We start from the raw sequence: 17,772 nt of genomic DNA on the forward strand, positions 1-17,772 counted from the left end.
CTCAGGCCAGCAGTCCACCCTCGCCATAAAGCCCCGGACGGCGGTCCTGGTGCAGGTGATTGTGGCGGCTGATGCGCTTGTCGCGGGCCTCCGCCAGGTTCAGCGTCGCCAGCAGCAACTGCTCGCCACCCTCCTCCACCGGACCGGCGAGGGGATAGCCGTCGGAGTCGACTATCACCGAGCCCTGCACCCAATCCACGCCGCGCTCGTGGCCGTGGCGGTCGCAGGCGGCGATGAACAGGCGGTTGACCGAGGCGTTGGCCTGCACCCGCACCACTTCCGCCGGCCTTTCCAGGGGCGGACGCGGTGCCCGGGGCCAGTTCACCGGGGCGCAGATCAGCTCGGCGCCGGCCAGGGCCGGCAGGCGCACCCATTCGGGGAACTCCAGGTCGTAGCAGATCATCAGGGCGATCCGCCCGAAGGCGGTGTCCACCACCGGGGGCGGCTCGGTGCCGGCGCTGAAGATGGTGTTCTCTCCGTCCCAGAGGTGGGCCTTGCGGTAGATCGCCCGCACGCCGCTGGCGTCCACCAGGGCCGCGCTGTTGGCCACGCCGCCCTCCTCCAGCTGCTCGCAGAAGCCGCCGACGATGACCACGCCAAGCTCTCGGGCCAGTGCCCGCCACAGTTGCAGCGCGGGACCATCGCGGGTTTCGGCGAGCGTCCGGGCTTCCTCCAGGTCATGGAAGACGTAGCCGCTCTGGGCCAGCTCCGGCAGCACCAGGATCTGCGCCCCATGCCGGGCCGCATCGCGGATCGCCCGCTCGCCGATGCGCCGGTTGTAGGCCAGGTCGCCCACCCGGGGCGCAATCTGGCAGCACGCCACCACGCTGTATGCGCTCATTGAATCGTTCTCCCTGTTGTCTCGTTGGATCGAAGGGGCTTCGCCTTCCGCTGGCCCGGATGCAATCCGGGGAACCCGAGCGCCGCGCCTGGATGGCTTCCAGGCTAGGACTGCCCGCTGGCGAGGATGTCCTCCTCGCGGATGCCGGCGATGACAAGGCGCTCGGCTTCCAGGTCGAGGGAACGGCTGAGGACGAGGTAGGTCAGGCCGGACACCGCCAGCCCCACCAGCCAGGCGATGTCCACGCCGTCCAGCAGGCGCGCCACCGGGCCGACGAATACCGCCTCGCCACTGCCGGCATCGACGATGCAGAAGAACGGAATCATGCAGGCGAAGCCCACCAGGTAAGCGAGGATGCCGCGCATCTGCCAGGCGCCGTAGAGGCCATTGGGCGTGAAGAAATGGGGGATGGCGTAGCGCCCCCTGCGGACGAAGAAGTAGTCCACCAGGTTCACCGCGGTCCAGGGCACCAGGAAGTAGAGCATCAGCACCAGCACGGTGTTGAGGATGGCGATGCCGCTGCCACGCAGGCTCAGCACGCAGGCCAGCAGCAGCAGGGTGATGCAGAGGATCGCCAGCACCCGCGCCCGGGGCGTGGGGCGGATGGGGCGGACGGAGTCGATGCCGGTGAGCAACGTCAGCATGGCGCTGTAGGTGTTCAGGGCGATCACCGGCAGGAAACCCAGCACCGAGACCACCACCAGCAGATGACCCAGCCCCGGCAGCAGCGCCGAGCCGATGCGGTCCAGCGCCACCAGGGCGTCGGAGGCCTGGAGCAGCTCCGCCATCCAGGCGCCCAGGCCGATCATCCAGGCACCGGAGAGGGACGCGCCGAGGAACACCGCCGCGATCAGCTTCCAGCGGACGGTGTGCCTGGGCAGGTAGCGCGAGTAGTCCGAGACATAGGGTGCGTAGGCGATGTTGTAGCTGGCCGCGATGGCGAACTGGGTGGCGAAGGCGACCCCGTTGAAGCCCAGGGTCGAGGGCTCGGCCGGCGCCGCGCCCCAGCCTGCGCCGAACATCAGGGCCAGGGTGACCAGGGTATAGAGCGGCAGGGTGACCAGCAGCGCCCACTTGAAGGCCCGGTGCATCAGGTCATGGCCGTAGATGGCCAGCAAGGCCCCCACGGAGATCACGGCGCAGGCGACCGGCAGCGGCGCCAGGCCGAAGACGTTACGCAGGCCCTCCATGATCAGCGTGACATTGACCAGATTGAAGCCGACGAACACGAACAAGGTCGCCAGCAGCGCCAGGACCACGCCGCGATAGCCGAACTGGGCCCGCGACTGGATCATCTGCGGCAGCCCCATTTCCGGCCCCTGGGAACCATGGAAGGCCATGAACAGCGTGCCGAACATGATGCCCAGGGCGCCGGCCAGGGTGGTCCACAGCGCCGAAAGCCCCAGGCTCGGGCCGACGAAGCCGATGGAGAGGGTGAAGAAGTGGAAGTTGCCGAGGAACCAGAACGGGCCCTGGCTGGCGAGCCGCCCGTGGCGCTCGGACTCGGGAATGTAGTCGATGGAACGGCCTTCGATGGCCAGCCCCGCGCCGGACTCGGCGCTGCGGGCGATAGGGGTGGACCCGGACATGGAGCGTCTCCTCGATCTTGTTCTTGTGTGGGGCGGCAACGCCCTCGAACCGCGTGATGAACATCGAATCCATCTATGTTGACCGAAGCGGACCCTGGCCCCCTTCGCCCTTGGCGAAGTAGGCTGGCGCGCACCGGCAAGGCTCGTACCACCATGCCTGCGGGCATCCGCCGCAACCGCCGAAGGCCAATCTAGGGCGGGTCGGTGAGCCGTAAAATACCCGCCCCACACTGTTCACATAGATCGCGACCTATATGAGTCGCCCGAGGTCAAGCATGCTGGGCAACGTATCGGAACTGGATATCCGCCTGATCCGGGTCTTTCTCGCGGTGGTGGAGGCCGGGGGCGTCTCCGCCGCCCAGGCCCTGCTCAACACCAGCCAGCCCACCATCAGTGCGCAATTGGCCGCGCTGGAGACCCGCCTGGGCTTCCGCCTCTGCGAACGGGGACGCGCCGGCTTCGCCGTGACGCCCCGGGGCGCCCAGTTCCTCGACGCGGCCCGGCGCTTCCTGGCCGCCGCGGAAGGCTTCCGGGTGGAGGTGCAGCAGATCAACCGCACCCTCAGCGGCACCCTCGGCGTGGGCCTGATGGGGCAGCTGGACCCGCAGGCGAACAAGCGCCTCGCCCTGGCCATCTCGCGTCTGCGGGCGCGCAACCAGGGGCTGTACTTCCAGTTCACCGAGCTGTCGTCCAGCTTCCTCGAGGAGCGGCTGGTGAATGGCCACCTGGACCTGGCGATCGGCTATTTCTGGCGCCGGCTGGACAGCCTCGACTACCTGGCGCTGTTCCGCGAAACCCAGATCGCCTACTGCGGCGCCGGTCACCCGTTGTACGGGCAGGCCGGCGCCCTGCCGCGCGAGGCGGTGACCGGATACGAATGGGTCTGGCCCAGCCATCCGCTCCCGGAGATGCCCGCGCCCACCGAACTGGAACGTCTGACCGCGCTGACCGACAGCATGGACGGCGCCGCCATGCTGATCCTCTCCGGCCAGCACCTGGGCTTTCTGCCCCAGCACTACGCCAGTGGTCACGTCGAGCAGGGGCAATTGCGCGCCTTGAACCCCGACCGGCTGCGCTACGAGGTGGACTTCCAGGTCGCGGTGCGGCGGTCGGCGAGGCAGGGGGAGCTGGTCAGCGCCTTCCTGGAGGCGCTGGTGGACGTCTTCGAGGTGCCTTGAAGGGCACCTCGGCAGCCCCCGTCAGACCGAGAACTTCGCCACCAGGCCGTTCAGGTCCACCGCCAGGCGCGACAGCTCCTGGCTGGAGGCGCTGGTCTGATCGGCGCCGGCGGAGGTCTGCACCGCCAGGTCGCGGATGTTCACCAGGTTGCGGTCCACTTCACGGGCCACCTGGGCCTGTTCCTCCGAGGCGCTGGCGATCACCAGGTTGCGTTCGTTGATCTCGGCGATGGCGCGGGTGATGTCTTCCAGCGCCTCACCGGCGGCCTGGGCCACCTGCAGGGTGGACTGGGCGCGCCCCATGCTGTTCTGCATGGCGCCGACGGCCTTCTCGGTGCCCTGCTGGATGCCGTTGATCATCTGTTCGATTTCCGCCGTGGACTGCTGGGTGCGGTGGGCCAGGGCGCGCACCTCGTCGGCCACCACGGCGAAGCCCCGGCCCTGCTCGCCCGCCCGCGCGGCCTCGATGGCGGCGTTGAGCGCCAGCAGGTTGGTCTGCTCGGCGATGGCGCGGATGACGTTGAGCACCTGGGAGATATTGCGCACCTCGACCGCCAGTTGCCCCACTTCCTCGGAGGTGACCGTCACGTCATTGGCCAGCTGGCTGATGGACTCCACGGTCTGGCGCACCCGGTCTCGACCGTCCTGGGCGGTGCGGTCGGTGTGCCGGGAGGCCTCGGAGGTGGTGACGGCGTTGCGCGCCACTTCCTCGACGGCGGCGGTCATCTCGTTCACCGCGGTGGCGGCCTGCTCGATCTCGGTGTTCTGCCGGTGCAGGCCACGGGTGGAGTCCTCGGTGACCGCGTGCAACTCCTCCGAGGCCGAAGCCAGCTGGGTGGAGGAGTCGGCGATGCGCTGAAGGGTGTCCCTCAGGTTCTGCTGCATCTCCCGCAGGGCGTGCAGCAACTGCGCCGGCTCGTCGCTGCCGGTCACCTGGATGCGATGGGTCAGGTCGCCGGACGCCACGGTGCGCGCCACGTCGACCGCCTGGGCCAGGGGGCGGACGATGCTGCGGGTCAGCAGCAGGGCGATGGCGAGGGTCAGGGCGGCGGTCACGGCCATGGTCGCGGCGATCAGGGTGATGGCCTGCGCGAAGACCCGATCGCTTTCCTGGGTGGCTCGTTGGGCGCCCGCCTTGTTGATCTCGGTCAGGTCGAGCATCTCCCGCGTCAGCTCGGAGGCCAGGTCGTTGAGCTTGGTGTTGATGATGTCGATGGCTTCGGCGCGAGCCCCCTGCAGCATCTTGCTCTGCACCAGTTGCTGCTGCTCCAGGTAGCGGGACAGGGCCGCCTGGAACTCGGCGAAGGCGACGCGCTCCGTCTCGGTGGAAATCAGCGACTGGTAACGCGCCTCCGCGTCCTTGGCCTGCCGCTTGATTTCATCGATCCGATCGCTGGTGGACTTCAGCGCGGTGTTGCCGCGCAGCGCCAGCATGCTCAGGGTCAGCGCGCGGACCCGGGAGGTCGCGGTGTTGAGCTCGTTGACGGTGACGATGGCGGGCAACCAGTTCTGGTCAACCTGCTGCGCCATGGCGTCCATCCGCTTCATCTGGTAGAGGGCGACGCCACCCAGGATCAGGCTGAGCACCGTCAGCACGGCAAATCCCAGGCCCGCCCTGAGGCCGATCTTCAAGTTCCTGAAATCCACTCTCGACTCCTTTTCTGACAAGTGTGTTCATTGCCGATGCGACCCGTTTCCGCCGCCAGGCTTCCGGGATGACCAGACAGCCAAGGTCTGGCGACTGGAAGCGCATGGCCAGGCAATGGCAGGGGTGAATCGATGATCATCAAACGCGCGCGGGAAAGCGCTGGGAGGCTTGCACCAGCGGAACCGGGGGCGCCGGGGCCAATGGCAGCGGCAGAATACTCCGGTTGCGGGTCTGAATGCATCGCCCGGTAAAGCCAGAATGACATCATCGTCTGCGCGGTAACGGATCCTGCATTCGCCGGCAAGCCGGCTCCGCCGTAGCGGCTCGCCCGCGAACATCTACGCACCCTTCGCCGGCAAGCCGGCTCCTACAAAATCCAACCCCGCCGTAGGAGCGGGCTCGCCCGCGAACATTTCCGCCCCCTTCGCCGGCAAGCCGGCTCCTACGAAATCCAACCCCGTCGTAGGAGCGGGCTCGCCCGCGAACATCTCCGCACCCTTCGCCGGCAAGCCGGCTCCTACGAAATCCGGTCCCGCCGTAGGAACGGGCTTGCCCGCGAACACCTGCTTACTTGGCGTTGGAGGAGAAGCTCTGCATCAGGTTGGCGTAGGCCGGCAGGTGCCCGGCCAGCAGGCCGCCGAAGCCTTCGATGTCGTTGCGCCAGTCACGATGCAGCTCGCACCCCACGGCGAACCAGTTCATCAGCTGGGCGCCGGCCTGGCTCATGCGGTTCAGCGCGGCATCGCGCACCACCGGGTTGAAGGTGCCGGAGGCGTCGGTCACCACGAACACGTCGTAGCCCTCGGCCAACGCGGACAGGGTCGGGAAGGCCACGCAGACGTCGGTCACGACGCCGGCGATGATCAGCTGCTTCTTGCCGGTGGCCCTCACCGCCTTGACGAAGTCCTCGTTGTCCCAGGCGTTGATGTTGCCGTGGCGGGCGATATAGGGCGCGTCCGGGAACATGGCCTTCAGTTCCGGCACCAGCGGGCCGTTGGGGCCGGACTCGAAGCTGGTGGTGAGAATGGTCGGCAGGTTGAAGAACTTGGCGATATCGGCCAGGGCCAGCACGTTGTTCTTGAACTCGTCGGGGGTGAAGTCCCGCACCAGCGACAGCAGGCCGGCCTGGTGGTCCACCAGCAGGACGGCGGCGTCGTTCTTGTCCAGACGCTTGTAGGGAGTAGCCATGGAAGTTCTCCTTGCTTGGGTTGTGCGCCGGTCTCGGAAGCCGGCGGCGCCGTGGATAGCCTGGCGAGCACGGCCAGGCCCTGAACACCTGGGAAGGGAAAGGTTAGGCAAGGCGCGTGACCCGGCGCTGACACGCAGGCCCGGCACGACGAACGGTCGTGCCCGACCCTGCCCGGCAAGACACACAGGGTCCGGGGAAAATGGGGCGCGTGGCGACAAGCGGCGAAGGTCCGCGAAAACCAATGCCCGGCGATGCTGTCCATAATGACGCGCCCTTCACGCGCCTCCGGGAGGCCCAGTTGTCCGCAGCAACCCCGCTCAACCTGCTCCGCCAGTCCATCCTCGCCCTGTCCCTGTTCGCCACCGCCGCCGTCGCCTGTCCCAACGGGCAGTCCAGGGTCTGCGTGGTGACCTGCTTCTGCGCGCCCGGCCAGCCCGGGGACATCGCCCCGCTGCTGGAGCAGGTCAACGGCATGGCGGCGAGCAGCCTGCAGCAGTGGATCCAGCAGTCCCGGGCGCAGATGCCGGAAAGCGACCTGCGCCCCATCCCCCTGCACATCCGCGCCCAGCTGGAGCCCTACTACGACCTGCGGGTACTGGACACCGCCCGCTACAAGGTGGGCGTGGGCCAGGAACTGGACGCCGCCAGCACCCTGATGCAGAACCCCGACGTGCAGGCCGTGACCCTGGTGGACGTGATCGTCTTCCGCCACCCGGAGGACGCCGAGGACGACGTCGCCCTCTGGGCCCATGAACTCTTCCATGTGCAGCAGTACCTGGACTGGGGCGTGGAAGACTTCGCCCGCCGCTACACCCAGGACTTCAACGCGGTGGAAGCCCCCGCCTACAAGATCCAGGCCGATGTGGCCCGCGCGCAGAAACCCGGGGTCACCACCGCCGCCCGGCAGCCCTGAGGCGACGGATCGCAACGCTTCAGTGCCGGGGATGGCGCTCTCGGTGACCGGTCTGTTCCTCGGGGCCGACGCCAGCGTTCCCAGGCGTCATCCGGCAAACACCGGAGCTCGCCGGCGGGAAGGTTGCGAGCGTGCGAGGCCGAAAGCCCAGCCCTAGCCCTTCTGCTCGATGAACTCGATCATCCGCTCATTGCCATCGAGGATATCGGTGCAGATGGCCTCGCGTGCGGCGGTCCCATTGCCCTGCTGCAAGGCACGAAGCACCTCCCAGTGGTGATCGATGGCCATGCGTTCGTTGAAGCTGCCGTATGCGAGCGCGATCAGCGGGCCGGTGCGCATCCACAGGCTGTCGAGGAAGCCGCCCAGCAGCGGCATGCCGGCGATGTCGGCCAGGGCGTAATGGAAGGCCTGGTTGAGCTTGAGGGCAGCGGCCAGGTCATCGGCGTGAATGGCCGCCAGGTTGTCGCGGATGTTGCTCTCCAGCATCGCCAGTTGCGCCGGGGTCACCCGGGAAGCGGCGGTTTCCGCCGCCAGGCCCTCCAGGGCCAGGCGGATGCTGCGGATCTCGAGGTACTGCTCGCGAGTCAGCACCGGCACGCGGATATCCCGGGGGGTCTTCAGCACCAGGGCCTGCTCCTTGGCCAGTTGCAGGATGGCGTCACGCACAGGGGTCACGCTGGTGCCCAGTTGCTCCGCGAGGTCGCGGATGCGCAGCTTGTCGTCCGGCCGGAAGCGCCCGCTGATCAAGGCCTCCCGCAGCAGGCCATAGATGCTGCTGCCGAGGTAGGCATGATTGAGGTCTTGGATCGGGTAGTTCATGGATGGCTCATCCGCTGCCGTGGGGTCGCCGGCGGAATGATCGGGTTTTCCACAGGCGAACGCCAGCATCGCCTCAGACATGCTGACCGCCATTCACGTGGATTTCCGCCCCATTCACATAGGAGGCGCCACGGGTGCAGAGGAAATGCACCAGCGCCGCCACTTCCTCCGGCTGTCCCAGGCGATGCAGGGGGATGTCCCGCTCGACGATCTGCTCGGTGCCGGACGACAGGATCGAGGTCTCGATCTCCCCCGGGGCGATGGCGTTGACCCGTACGCCGTAGGGACCGAAGTCATGGGCCATCTCCCGGGTCAGCGCCGCCAGCGCGGCCTTGGAGCAGGCATAGGCGGCACCCGCGAAGGGATGCACCCGGGAACCGGCGATGGAGGTGACGTTGATCACGCTCCCCTGGGCGGCCTTCAGCTCGTCGAACAGCCCCCTCGCCAGCAGCGCGGTGCTGAACAGGTTGACGTTGAAGACCTTGAGCCAGGTCCCGTAGTCGGAGGCCAGCACGCCCAGTCGCTCGCCCTCCTCTCCCTTCGGGGAAATGCCGGCGTTGTTCACCAGCGCATCCAGACGCCCACCGAGCTTTTCCCGCAGCAGCGGCAGGCTGGCCTCGACGCTGTGGATATCTTCCAGGTCCAGGTGGATGTGGTTCAGCACCCCCTCGGCCCAGGGGCAATCCTCCACCCAGTCCTGGCGCGAGGCGGTGAACACCCGCCAGCCGGCGGCGTTGAAGTGCTTGACGGTGGCGTGGCCGATGCCTCGGCTGGCGCCGGTCAACAGCAGGGTCTTGGGGTGGCTCATGACGGACTCCGGTGGCGGGGTGATGGCGTCAGCCTACACCAGTAAAAATTATGATGCATCATATTCCAAATATGTTTTAATCCCCCTGCCCCGTGACAACGACAACAAGACGTGAGGTTCTCGATGCGCCACCTGCATGTACCGGCCGCGCTCAGGCGTCAGCCGGCCCCGAAGGACGCACCGCGCGTGCGCCATCACGACAGTTCCTGCCTTCCCCTTGAAGCTGCCATCACCCATCCGAGCCCCCGAGGCTCGTCCAGGAGAGACCGCATGACCAAGAAAGTCGCAGTACTGGCCCTGCTGAGCGCTTGCGCCACGCCGTTGTTCGCCGACGACAGCCTGACCGTGGTGTCCTTTGGCGGCGACAACCGCCAGGCCCAGGAAAAAGCCTTCTACCAGCCCTTCAGCGCCTCCCAGGGCACCACTATCCGGGCCGCCGACTACAACGGCGAGATGGCCAAGATCAAAGTCATGGCCGATACCGGCCAGACCACCTGGGACGTGGTGGAGGTGGAAACCCCGGAGCTGCTGCGCGGCTGCAGCGAGGGCCTGTTCGAGCCGCTGGACTGGAGCCGGATCGGCCAGCAGGCGGACTTCCTCCCCGCCGCCGTCAGTGAGTGCGGCGTGGGCATCTTCATCTGGTCCACGGTACTGACCTACGACGCCACCCGCCTGGGCGGCGCGCCGCAGAGTTGGGCGGACTTCTGGGACCTGGAGAAATTCCCCGGCAAGCGCGGGCTGCGCCGGGGCGCCAAGTTCACCCTGGAGATCGCCCTGCTCGCCGACGGCGTGCCCCAGCAGGACCTCTACACGACACTCGCCACCCAGGAGGGCATCACCCGCGCCTTCCGCAAGCTCGACCAGATCAAGTCCAGCATCCAGTGGTGGGAGGCCGGCGCCCAGCCCCTGCAGTGGCTGGCCGCCGGTGACGTGGTCATGACCTCCGCCTACAACGGCCGGGTCACCACCGCCCAGAAGGAGGGCCAGCCCTTCAGCATCCAGTGGAACGGCAGCCTCTACGACCTGGACCACTGGGCCATCGTCAAGGGCAGCCCCAACAAGGCGCAGGCCGAGCGTTTCATCGCCTTCGCCAGCGAACCGGAGCAGCAACGGGACTTCGCCACGGCCATCCCCTACGGCCCGAGCAATATCCACACCCTCGCGCTGCTGGACGCCGCCATCCGCCAGAACCTGCCCACCGCACCCGACAACCTGGCGAACGCCCGCGCCATGGATACCGAGTTCTGGATCGACCACGGCGAGGAACTGGAGGAACGGTTCAACGCCTGGGCCAGCAAGTGAGGATCGGGCCGGCCCCTCGCGGGCCGGCCACCAGCCTGTTTTCATCGGAGTCGATGCAATGTCGCTACAGCAAGCCATAGTCCACGACCAACTGCTGCAATCCGCCCCGGCGCAGGTCAGCGATGCCGAGGCCGCAGAGGTTATCCAGCGCCACTTCGCCCTCAGCGGGCGCCTGGAACGACTCGGTGGCGAACGAGACCTGAACTTCCGCGTGCTTTGCGAGGATGGCTCGTCGCGCCTGCTCAAGCTCTCGCATCCCCTGGAGGACCCGGAGGTGGTGGACTTCCATAACGGCGCCATGCGCCGCCTCGAGGAGCGTGACCCCGAACTTCCGGTGCAGCGGGTCTACCCCACCCGGGACGGCCATTTCATGGCCGAGGCGGATATCGCGGGCCAACGCCTGATCGCGCGCCTGCTGTCCTTCGTCGACGGCCTGCCGCTGCATCGGGTGGCGGTGCGCAGCCCGGCGTTGCGCCGCAACCTGGGTGAAGCGCTCGCCCGCTTCGACCGCGCCCTGGAAGGCTTCGACCATCCCGCCGCCGATCACGAACTGCTCTGGGACATGCAGCATGCCCAGCGCTTGCGCCCCCTGCTGGTGTACATCGAACAGGGCCTACGCCGCGACCTGGTGGAAAGGTGCCTCGACACCTATGTCAGGGACGTCCTGCCGCGCCTGCCCGGGCTACGCCGCCAGGTGATCCACAATGACCTCAATCCCCATAACCTGATCGTCGATGCCGCGCACCCCGAGCAACTGCGCAACATCCTCGACTTCGGCGACATGGTCCGCGCGCCGAGAGTCAATGACCTGGCCGTGGCCGCCTCCTACCAGTTGGACACCTCCGGCGACGTCCTAGCGCCGGCCCTGGAGTTCATCGCCGCCTACCACACCTGCAACCCCCTGGAGGCCGCGGAAGTCGAGCTGCTGCCGGAGCTGATCGCAACGCGGCTCGCCCTGACCCTGTGCATCAACTCCTGGCGCGCCGTGATCCACCCGGAAAACCGCGACTACATCCTGCGCAACACGGAACGCGCCTGGTCCAGCCTCGAGCGGCTGGTCCAGGTCTCTCACCTCGAGGTCCACAGGAGGACCCGCCACGCCTGCATCCAGGAGATACGCCCATGAGCATGATCAACGGCTTCAGCGCCGCCGACGCCGAGCGCCTGTCCGCCCACGAACGAAGCCTGATCGAACGCCGCGAGCGCCTGCTCGGCCCGGCCTACCGGCTGTTCTACGAACGCCCGCTGCACACCGTGCGTGGCGAAGGCGTCTGGCTGTTCGACGACCAGGGGCGCCGCTACCTGGATGCCTACAACAACGTCGCCTCCGTGGGTCACTGCCACCCCCGTGTGGTGAGCGCCATCAGCCGCCAGGCGGCGCAGCTCAACACCCATACCCGCTACCTGCAGGAAGGCATCCTCGACTACGCCGAGCAACTGCTGGGCACCTTTCCCGACTACCTGGAACGGGTGATGTTCACCTGCACCGGCAGCGAGGCCAACGACCTTGCCCTGCGCATCGCCCGCCATCACACCGGCGGCACCGGCGTCATCATCACCCGCTTCGCCTACCACGGCGTCACCGGCGACCTCGCTGAACTCTCGCCGTCGCTGGGCGCGGGCATCCGCCTCCCGGCCCACGCCCGTACCGTTCTCGCGCCGGACGCCTACCGACTGGGCGCCGACCAGGTGGCCGCCACGCTCGCGGCCGACGTCCGCGCAGCCATCGACGACCTGCGCGCCCAGGGCATCCGCCCCGCCGCGTTGCTGCTGGACGGCATTTTCTCCAGCGACGGCGTGTTCCCGGGCCCCGCCGGCTTCCTCGCCGAAGCGGTGGCGCTGGCCCAGGCGGAAGGCCTGCTGTACATCGCCGACGAGGTGCAATCGGGTTTCGCCCGCACCGGCGACGCCTTCTGGGGCTTCGAGCGCCACGGCGTGCGCCCCGACCTGGTGACCCTCGGCAAGCCCATGGGCAACGGCCAGCCCATCGCCGGCCTGGTGGGCCGGGCCGAGGTGGTGGACGGGTTCGGCCGCAACCTGCGCTACTTCAACACCTTCGGCGGCAACCCGGTCTCCTGCGCCGCCGGGCAGGCGGTGCTGGACGTCATTCGTGACGAGGAACTGCAAGCACGGGCCAGGGAGACCGGTCGCTACCTGCTGCAAGGCCTCGGGCGCCTGCAGCAGCGCCATGCCCTGATCGGCGATGTCCGCGGAGCTGGGCTGTTCCTCGGCGTGGAACTGGTGAAGGACCGAGCCAGCCAGGCCCCCGCCGCCGCCGAAACCCGGCGGGTGGTCAACGCCATGCGCGAGCGCGGCGTCCTAATCAGCGCGGCGGGCCCCCTGGAGAACATCCTGAAGATCCGTCCGCTGCTGGCCTTCGAGCGGGAACACGCGGACCTGCTGCTGGAAACGCTGGACGCCGCGCTGGACGAGGTCGGGGCGCCATGACGGACGCCCCCGCCAAACGCCAGAAGGCCTGAAGCACAGGCTTCAGGCCGCCGCCGGGAAAGGACTCAAGCGCTGCGATACGCCAGCACCCTGATCTCCACGGCGTAGCCGCCCAGGCCGCTCTCCACGCAGGCGCGCACCGGTTTCGGGCAGCCCTCGATCCAGGCGTCGTAGACCTCGTTGAAGGCATCGAAGTCGCGGTAGTCGGCCAGCCAGGCCTGTACCCGGACCAGGTCCCGGCGGCTGACGCCAACGCGCTCCAGCAAGGCGTCGATGCTGGCCAGCGCCTGGCGCGCCTGGGCGCGGACATCCAGCGAGGGATCATCGGCGCAGATCCCCGCCGTCTCGAAGAAGGGCCCGTAGGCGACGGCCTGGGCCATGCGCCGGCCTTCGTCAAATCGCTCGATCATGCTCAGCTCCCTTGAAAAAAGCGCACCGGACGGCGCGGCGAGCGGACCCGCCCGGTGCAAAGGACGACCGCGAACGGTCGTCACCTGACGGTTCAGCTCAACTCGTTGATGCACACCACCTTGGGCTGCGTCATGTCCTCGTAGGCGAAGCGCACGCCCTCGCGCCCCAGGCTGCCGTACTTGAAGCCGCCGAAGGGCATGGCATCGAAGCGGTAGTCGGACGAATCGTTGATCATCACGCCGCCGGCCTCGATCCGCCGCGCGGCCCAGAGGGCGCGGCGCAGGTCGCGGGTGAAGATGCCGGCGTGCAGGCTGTACTCCGGCTCGTTGGCCAGGGCCACGGCGTCTTCCAGGGTCTCGAAGGACTCCAGCACCACCACCGGCGCGAAGACTTCCTGGCGCCAGAGGCGGCTGCGATGGTCCACCCCTTCCAGCACCGTGGGGTGGTAGAGCGCGCCTTCCCGGCGCTGGCCACAGAGCAGGGTCGCCCCTTCGGCGAGGGCTTCCGCCACCACCTGCTCGGTGGCGCGGGCGGCCTGTTCGGTGATCATCGGGCCCATGTCGCTGTCCGGCCGGGACGGGTCGCCCACCACCAGCGCCCGGGTCCGGGCCAGGAAGCGCTCGCGGAACTCGGCATAGATCGAAGCCTGCACCAGGATGCGCTGGGTGCCGATGCAGTTCTGCCCGGCCGCCCAGAAGGCGCCGGAGACACAGGACTCGACGGTGGCCTCCAGTTCGCAGTCGTCCAGCACCAGCACCGGGGCGTTGCCGCCCAGGTCCATCGCCAGCTTCTTCAGGCCGGCGGTGCGGGCGATGTGCTCACCGGTGACGAAGCCGCCGGTGAAGGAAATCATCCGCACCTCCCGGGCCGAGGTCAGCGCCTTGCCCAGGTCCGCGCCGCCGGTGGCGAGGGTCACCACCTCGCTCGGCAGGCCCGCCTCGCGCAGGCAATCCACCAGCCTGCACGCCGACAGTGGCGCCAACTCGGACGGCTTGAGCAGGACGCCATTGCCGCCGGCGATGGCCGGCCCAAGCTTGTGCGCCACCAGGTTCAGCGGGTCGTTGTAGGGCGTGATTGCGACGATCAGCCCCAGGGGCTCGCGGGAGAACCAGCCCTGGCGGGACTCGGAGCCCTCGTAGGCGTCGAAGGGCACCACCTCGCCCGCGTTGCGCCGGGCCTCCTCGGCCGAGAGCTTCAGGGTGTTGATGCAGCGCTTCACTTCCTTCTGCGCCTGGCGCAGGGTCTTGCCGGCCTCGGCGACGATCAGGGCGGCAAAAGCGGCGGCGTCCTGCTCCACCCGCCGCGCGGCCTCCTCGAGGATGGCGGCGCGCCGGTGCCGGGGTAGCGCGGCGCAGCGGCGCACGCCTTCGCGGGCGGTCGCCAGCAGCGCGGGAACATCGGCGACGGTCAGGCAGGGCACGCTGCCGACATGGCTGCCATCGAAGGGATTGCGGACCTCGATGGCGGTGTTCTCAGCGGTCTTGGCCAGGGCCAGGGACGAGAGGGTCATGGGCAACTCCTGGGCTCACTGGCGGCCGTGGGTGGCGTGGAGGGCGACGATATCGGAGAGCAGCGCGAAGGCGGTCTCGATGCGACCGGCCCCCGGCCCGGACAGGGTGACCGCGCCCAGCAGCTCGGTGTTGAAGGCCAGGGCGTTGGTGGCCCCGGTGATCCCGGCCAGCGGGTGGCCGAGGTCCAGCTTGCGGGCCTCGACCCGCGCCGATACCGAACCGTCGGCCTGACGCTGGGCGGAGCCGATCAGCTTCCAGCGGGCGCCCTCCTCCCGTGCCTGGGCCAGGTCGGCCGGGGTCAGGGCGCTGATGCCGCTGCAGGCCACGTCGCTGACCGAGAGGTGGGCGTCCAGCAGTTCGTTGGCGAGGATCACCACCTTCAGGCGCACGTCGTGGCCTTCCACATCCGCCGTCGGATCGGCCTCGGCATAGCCCAGCTCCTGGGCCTTGGCCACCGCCGCGTCGAAGCCGAGACCCTCCTCCATGCGGGTCAGCACGTAGTTGGAGGTGCCGTTGAGGATGCCCTCGAAGCCGACGATGCCAGCGCCCGGCAGCGTCTGCCGCGCCATGCGGATCACCGGGGTGCCGCTCATCACCGCGCCCTCGTACTCGAAGGCCACGCCGTTGCGTCGGGCCAGGGCCTTGAGCTCGGCACCGTGCAGGGCGATCGGCCCCTTGTTGGTGGTGACCACATGCTTGCCGCTTTCCAGGGCCCAGCGGCAGAAGGTGGCGGCCGGCTCGCCGTCCACCGGGTTGGTGAAGGTGGCCTCGGCGATGAGGTCGGCGCCGGACTGCTTGATCACCGCCTCGTTGAAGGCTTCGGCGGTGCCGCCCGGCAGGGTGGCGAAGGCGCCCTTGATCGCCGGCAGGTCCGCCAGCTGGGCGGCGTCCAGGCCGTCGCGGTCGATGAGGGAGCCGAGGAAGAGGTCGGTGACCCCGACGATCTTCAGGCTGAAGCCCAGCTCGCGCTGCCAGGCTGCGTTGCGCTCGGCCACCAGGCGGGCCAGGCCACGGTTCACACCACCAAAGCCCACCAGGGCGATCTTGTATTCGGTCATCAGGTGCCTCCAATCCGGCGTTTGCTCGATGGAGTCAGCCTAAGAGCCGGCCAGTGGCAGTTGAATAGGCCAATCCGCTGTATTTATTGGGCGTTTTGCCCAGTGCCGGAACGGCCCACGCGGGCTCGTCCGGAGGGGCTACAGAGGTGCGGAAATGGCGCAGACGAAAAGGCCCCGGCACGCGTGGCGTGCCGGGGCCCGGGTCCTGGAGCGAGGGGATGGGCTCAGATGACTGCGGAGAGCACGAAGGAGGTAACGGTATTGGCGACGCCGGGCATGGCGGAGATTTCCCGCCAGACGCCGTGGACGCGGTCCGGCGTGGCGGCTTCGACCCGCAGCATCAGGTCGAACTCGCCGCTCATCACGTCGCACTGCGTCACCTCGGGAATGGCCCGCAGGTCCCGCAGCACTTCCTCGCCGCGCATGCGGTCGTGGCGGTAGACGAAGATCACCGCGCTGATCAGCGCCGCCGCGCGGCGGCCGTCGCCCACCTTGAGGGTGTAGCCCTGGATGGCGCCGTCCCGCTCCAGGCGTTCGATGCGCTGGCGCACGGCATTGCGTGACAGGTTGACCTTGGTGCCCAGTTCGGCGTGGGCGATCCGCGCATTGGCGGTCAGTTCGGCCAGTATCCGCTCATCCAGCGGGTCGAGGATTCGCTTCATCGCGGCAAATTCCTCAGGCCCCGGCCAGGGCCTGGCGCAGGCCCTCCAGGTCGGTGCGGGCATAGCGCCGCGCGTGTGCAAGGGGTGTTGCCGGGGCGGGCGGTGGCGATGGCCAGGCGCCCAGGCTGGCCAGCAGCGTGGCGGATTTTTCCGGGGCGATCTGGCCCAGGGTGACCATCGGCGTGACCACGCTGCGGCGGTAGAGCCGCGCGGCCAGTACGCCGGTGGCGGTGTGCGGGTCCATGGGCAGGCCGGTGTCGCGGAACAGCGAGACGATCTCCGCCTCGGTCTGGGCGTCGTCCACTGCGTAGGAGTCGATCAGCATCCGCGCCTGCAGCCATTGCGGGTTGCCGATGCTCAGTTCGCCGGTGGCCTCCAGGCGCTCCATCAGGCCGCGCACGGCCTGGTCATCGTGGTCGTAGAGCTCCCACACCAGCCGCTCGACGTTGGAGAACACCGAGAAATCCATGGCCGGCGACAGGGTCGAGCTGGCCTCTCGGGTGCCGTAGCGGTTGCGGTGGATGAACTGGTGCAGGGCGTCGTTGCGGTTGGTGGAGACGATGATCTGGTTCACCGGCAGGCCCATTTTCTGCGCCACGTAGCCGGCGTAGACCTCGGCGAAGCTGGCGGCGGGAATGCTGAAGCCGATGGGGCGCTGGCCGCCTCCCAGCTGCAGGGCGGCGTGGAAGTAGAAGACGATCTGCGCCAGCACGCCGACCCAATTGGAGGAGTTGAAGCCGATGGCCAGGTGCTCGCTGGGCCATTGGGCGAAGAGCCGCGACACCAGCCGCTGGCAGTCGTCGAAGCTGCCCTCAAGGGGATAGCCGCGCACCCGCTCGGACTCGGCGGCCTGCAATGCCGCCAGGCGGTCCGCCGGCACGCCGCGCTCCGGGTAGAGCATCACCACCCGGCTGCGGCGGCACTCGCCGAAGGCGGCGACGGCCGCGAGGCCCGTATCGCCGTTGGTAGCACCGAGCACCAGGGCCTCGCGCCCCTCCCGTTCGAGGAAGTGACTGGCCAGGCGCGCATGCAACTGGGCGGCGAAATCCTTGGAGGACCGGGTGGGCCCGTGGAACAGCTCCAGCACCCACTCGTTGCGGTCCACCTGGCGCAAGGGCGCGATGGCGCGGTGACCGAAGCGCTGGTAGCAGGCCTTCAGCAGCGCGCGCAGTTCGTCCTCGGCGATCGACTCGCCGACGAAGGGCGCGATCACCCGCCAGGCCAGCTCCTCGAAGGGCAGCCAGGACCAGGTGGCGATCTCCTGCACGCTGAACACCGGCAGGCTGGCCGGCACGAAGAGGCCGCCATCGGGGGCCAGCCCCGACAGCACGACGCTGCGGAAATCCGCGCGCACGGCGGCGCTGCGGGTACTCAGGTAATGCATGTTCACTCCCG

At 68.5% G+C, this 17,772-nt stretch carries 16 protein-coding genes; 5 read left to right on the plus strand and 11 right to left on the minus strand.

The features are described 5' to 3' along the window. Position 1: 1 nt before the first annotated feature. Both KF707C_RS20445 and KF707C_RS20450 read right to left on the minus strand, forming a co-directional pair. Positions 2-841 (minus strand): nitrilase family protein, encoded by an 840-nt coding sequence (locus tag KF707C_RS20445; protein WP_003456904.1) that lies wholly within the window; start codon positions 839-841, stop codon positions 2-4. A gap of 104 nt (positions 842-945) precedes the next feature. Beyond that, positions 946-2,430: a purine-cytosine permease family protein gene (locus KF707C_RS20450; RefSeq protein ID WP_003456902.1), complete on the minus strand. Its 1,485-nt coding sequence runs from the start codon at positions 2,428-2,430 to the stop codon at positions 946-948. A 275-nt stretch (positions 2,431-2,705) separates the two neighbouring features. Here KF707C_RS20450 and KF707C_RS20455 point away from each other — a divergent pair, with 275 nt between their 5' ends. Continuing rightward, positions 2,706-3,608: a LysR family transcriptional regulator gene (locus KF707C_RS20455; protein WP_003456900.1), complete on the plus strand. Its 903-nt coding sequence runs from the start codon at positions 2,706-2,708 to the stop codon at positions 3,606-3,608. 21 nt (positions 3,609-3,629) lie between these two features. Here the strand turns inward: KF707C_RS20455 and KF707C_RS20460 are convergent, their stop codons facing one another. Continuing rightward, positions 3,630-5,255, minus strand: coding sequence for a methyl-accepting chemotaxis protein (locus tag KF707C_RS20460; RefSeq protein WP_003456898.1), 1,626 nt, complete (start codon positions 5,253-5,255; stop codon positions 3,630-3,632). Positions 5,256-5,823: 568 nt separating this feature from the next. After that, a complete protein-coding gene (gene ycaC / locus KF707C_RS20465) occupies positions 5,824-6,444 on the minus strand; it encodes an isochorismate family cysteine hydrolase YcaC (RefSeq protein WP_003456896.1) in 621 nt (206 codons plus the stop codon). Between the two features lie 299 nt (positions 6,445-6,743). On the opposite strand from ycaC, the gene KF707C_RS20470 reads away from it, so the two are divergent. After that, positions 6,744-7,358 (plus strand): eCIS core domain-containing protein, encoded by a 615-nt coding sequence (locus KF707C_RS20470; protein ID WP_051050805.1) that lies wholly within the window; start codon positions 6,744-6,746, stop codon positions 7,356-7,358. Between the two features lie 153 nt (positions 7,359-7,511). Here the strand turns inward: KF707C_RS20470 and KF707C_RS20475 are convergent, their stop codons facing one another. Both KF707C_RS20475 and KF707C_RS20480 read right to left on the minus strand, forming a co-directional pair. Then, positions 7,512-8,177: a GntR family transcriptional regulator gene (locus KF707C_RS20475; RefSeq protein ID WP_003456891.1), complete on the minus strand. Its 666-nt coding sequence runs from the start codon at positions 8,175-8,177 to the stop codon at positions 7,512-7,514. 73 nt (positions 8,178-8,250) lie between these two features. Then, the gene (locus KF707C_RS20480) at positions 8,251-8,985 is read right to left on the minus strand and encodes an SDR family NAD(P)-dependent oxidoreductase (RefSeq protein ID WP_003456889.1); all 735 of its coding nucleotides are present in this window, start codon (positions 8,983-8,985) and stop codon (positions 8,251-8,253) included. 270 nt (positions 8,986-9,255) lie between these two features. Here KF707C_RS20480 and KF707C_RS20485 point away from each other — a divergent pair, with 270 nt between their 5' ends. From KF707C_RS20485 to KF707C_RS20495, 3 genes are read left to right on the plus strand one after another with little or no spacing between them, the layout of a single operon-like run. Then, a complete protein-coding gene (locus tag KF707C_RS20485; protein ID WP_003456886.1) occupies positions 9,256-10,287 on the plus strand; it encodes an ABC transporter substrate-binding protein in 1,032 nt (343 codons plus the stop codon). A 58-nt stretch (positions 10,288-10,345) separates the two neighbouring features. Next, complete coding sequence (locus KF707C_RS20490; RefSeq protein WP_003456884.1) at positions 10,346-11,413, plus strand: phosphotransferase; 1,068 nt, start codon at positions 10,346-10,348, stop codon at positions 11,411-11,413. Further along, positions 11,410-12,735 carry an aspartate aminotransferase family protein gene (locus KF707C_RS20495; protein WP_003456882.1) on the plus strand — a complete coding sequence of 442 codons (1,326 nt, stop codon included), beginning with the start codon at positions 11,410-11,412 and terminating at the stop codon, positions 12,733-12,735. Before KF707C_RS20490 ends, KF707C_RS20495 begins: the two co-directional genes overlap by 4 nt. Before the next feature lie 65 nt (positions 12,736-12,800). Here KF707C_RS20495 and KF707C_RS20500 read toward each other — a convergent pair whose 3' ends face one another. The 5 genes from KF707C_RS20500 to KF707C_RS20520 form a co-directional block, all read right to left on the minus strand. After that, complete coding sequence (locus KF707C_RS20500) at positions 12,801-13,145, minus strand: RidA family protein (RefSeq protein WP_003456880.1); 345 nt, start codon at positions 13,143-13,145, stop codon at positions 12,801-12,803. A gap of 92 nt (positions 13,146-13,237) precedes the next feature. Beyond that, positions 13,238-14,656: an aldehyde dehydrogenase family protein gene (locus tag KF707C_RS20505; protein ID WP_003456878.1), complete on the minus strand. Its 1,419-nt coding sequence runs from the start codon at positions 14,654-14,656 to the stop codon at positions 13,238-13,240. Between the two features lie 15 nt (positions 14,657-14,671). Next, positions 14,672-15,715 carry a homoserine dehydrogenase gene (locus KF707C_RS20510; protein WP_003456876.1) on the minus strand — a complete coding sequence of 348 codons (1,044 nt, stop codon included), beginning with the start codon at positions 15,713-15,715 and terminating at the stop codon, positions 14,672-14,674. Positions 15,716-15,939: 224 nt separating this feature from the next. Then, positions 15,940-16,377, minus strand: coding sequence for an Lrp/AsnC family transcriptional regulator (locus KF707C_RS20515; RefSeq protein WP_003456874.1), 438 nt, complete (start codon positions 16,375-16,377; stop codon positions 15,940-15,942). Between the two features lie 13 nt (positions 16,378-16,390). After that, on the minus strand, positions 16,391-17,761 hold the full coding sequence (locus KF707C_RS20520; protein WP_003456872.1) for a pyridoxal-phosphate dependent enzyme: 1,371 nt from the start codon (positions 17,759-17,761) through the stop codon (positions 16,391-16,393). Between the last annotated feature and the right edge of the window lie 11 nt (positions 17,762-17,772).

This window comes from Pseudomonas furukawaii (assembly GCF_002355475.1).
Taxonomy (GTDB): Bacteria; Pseudomonadota; Gammaproteobacteria; order Pseudomonadales; family Pseudomonadaceae; genus Metapseudomonas; species Metapseudomonas furukawaii.

What these genes read in the sequence shown, in the direction of transcription:
- KF707C_RS20445 (WP_003456904.1), bottom strand. Translation starts at nt 841, where the DNA reads ATGAGCGCATACAGCGTGGTGGCGTGCTGCCAGATTGCGCCCCGGGTG.
- KF707C_RS20450 (WP_003456902.1), bottom strand. Translation starts at nt 2,430, where the DNA reads ATGTCCGGGTCCACCCCTATCGCCCGCAGCGCCGAGTCCGGCGCGGGG.
- KF707C_RS20455 (WP_003456900.1), top strand. Translation starts at nt 2,706, where the DNA reads ATGCTGGGCAACGTATCGGAACTGGATATCCGCCTGATCCGGGTCTTT.
- ycaC (WP_003456896.1), bottom strand. Translation starts at nt 6,444, where the DNA reads ATGGCTACTCCCTACAAGCGTCTGGACAAGAACGACGCCGCCGTCCTG.
- KF707C_RS20475 (WP_003456891.1), bottom strand. Translation starts at nt 8,177, where the DNA reads ATGAACTACCCGATCCAAGACCTCAATCATGCCTACCTCGGCAGCAGC.
- KF707C_RS20480 (WP_003456889.1), bottom strand. Translation starts at nt 8,985, where the DNA reads ATGAGCCACCCCAAGACCCTGCTGTTGACCGGCGCCAGCCGAGGCATC.
- KF707C_RS20485 (WP_003456886.1), top strand. Translation starts at nt 9,256, where the DNA reads ATGACCAAGAAAGTCGCAGTACTGGCCCTGCTGAGCGCTTGCGCCACG.
- KF707C_RS20490 (WP_003456884.1), top strand. Translation starts at nt 10,346, where the DNA reads ATGTCGCTACAGCAAGCCATAGTCCACGACCAACTGCTGCAATCCGCC.
- KF707C_RS20495 (WP_003456882.1), top strand. Translation starts at nt 11,410, where the DNA reads ATGAGCATGATCAACGGCTTCAGCGCCGCCGACGCCGAGCGCCTGTCC.
- KF707C_RS20500 (WP_003456880.1), bottom strand. Translation starts at nt 13,145, where the DNA reads ATGATCGAGCGATTTGACGAAGGCCGGCGCATGGCCCAGGCCGTCGCC.
- KF707C_RS20505 (WP_003456878.1), bottom strand. Translation starts at nt 14,656, where the DNA reads ATGACCCTCTCGTCCCTGGCCCTGGCCAAGACCGCTGAGAACACCGCC.
- KF707C_RS20510 (WP_003456876.1), bottom strand. Translation starts at nt 15,715, where the DNA reads ATGACCGAATACAAGATCGCCCTGGTGGGCTTTGGTGGTGTGAACCGT.
- KF707C_RS20515 (WP_003456874.1), bottom strand. Translation starts at nt 16,377, where the DNA reads ATGAAGCGAATCCTCGACCCGCTGGATGAGCGGATACTGGCCGAACTG.
- KF707C_RS20520 (WP_003456872.1), bottom strand. Translation starts at nt 17,761, where the DNA reads ATGCATTACCTGAGTACCCGCAGCGCCGCCGTGCGCGCGGATTTCCGC.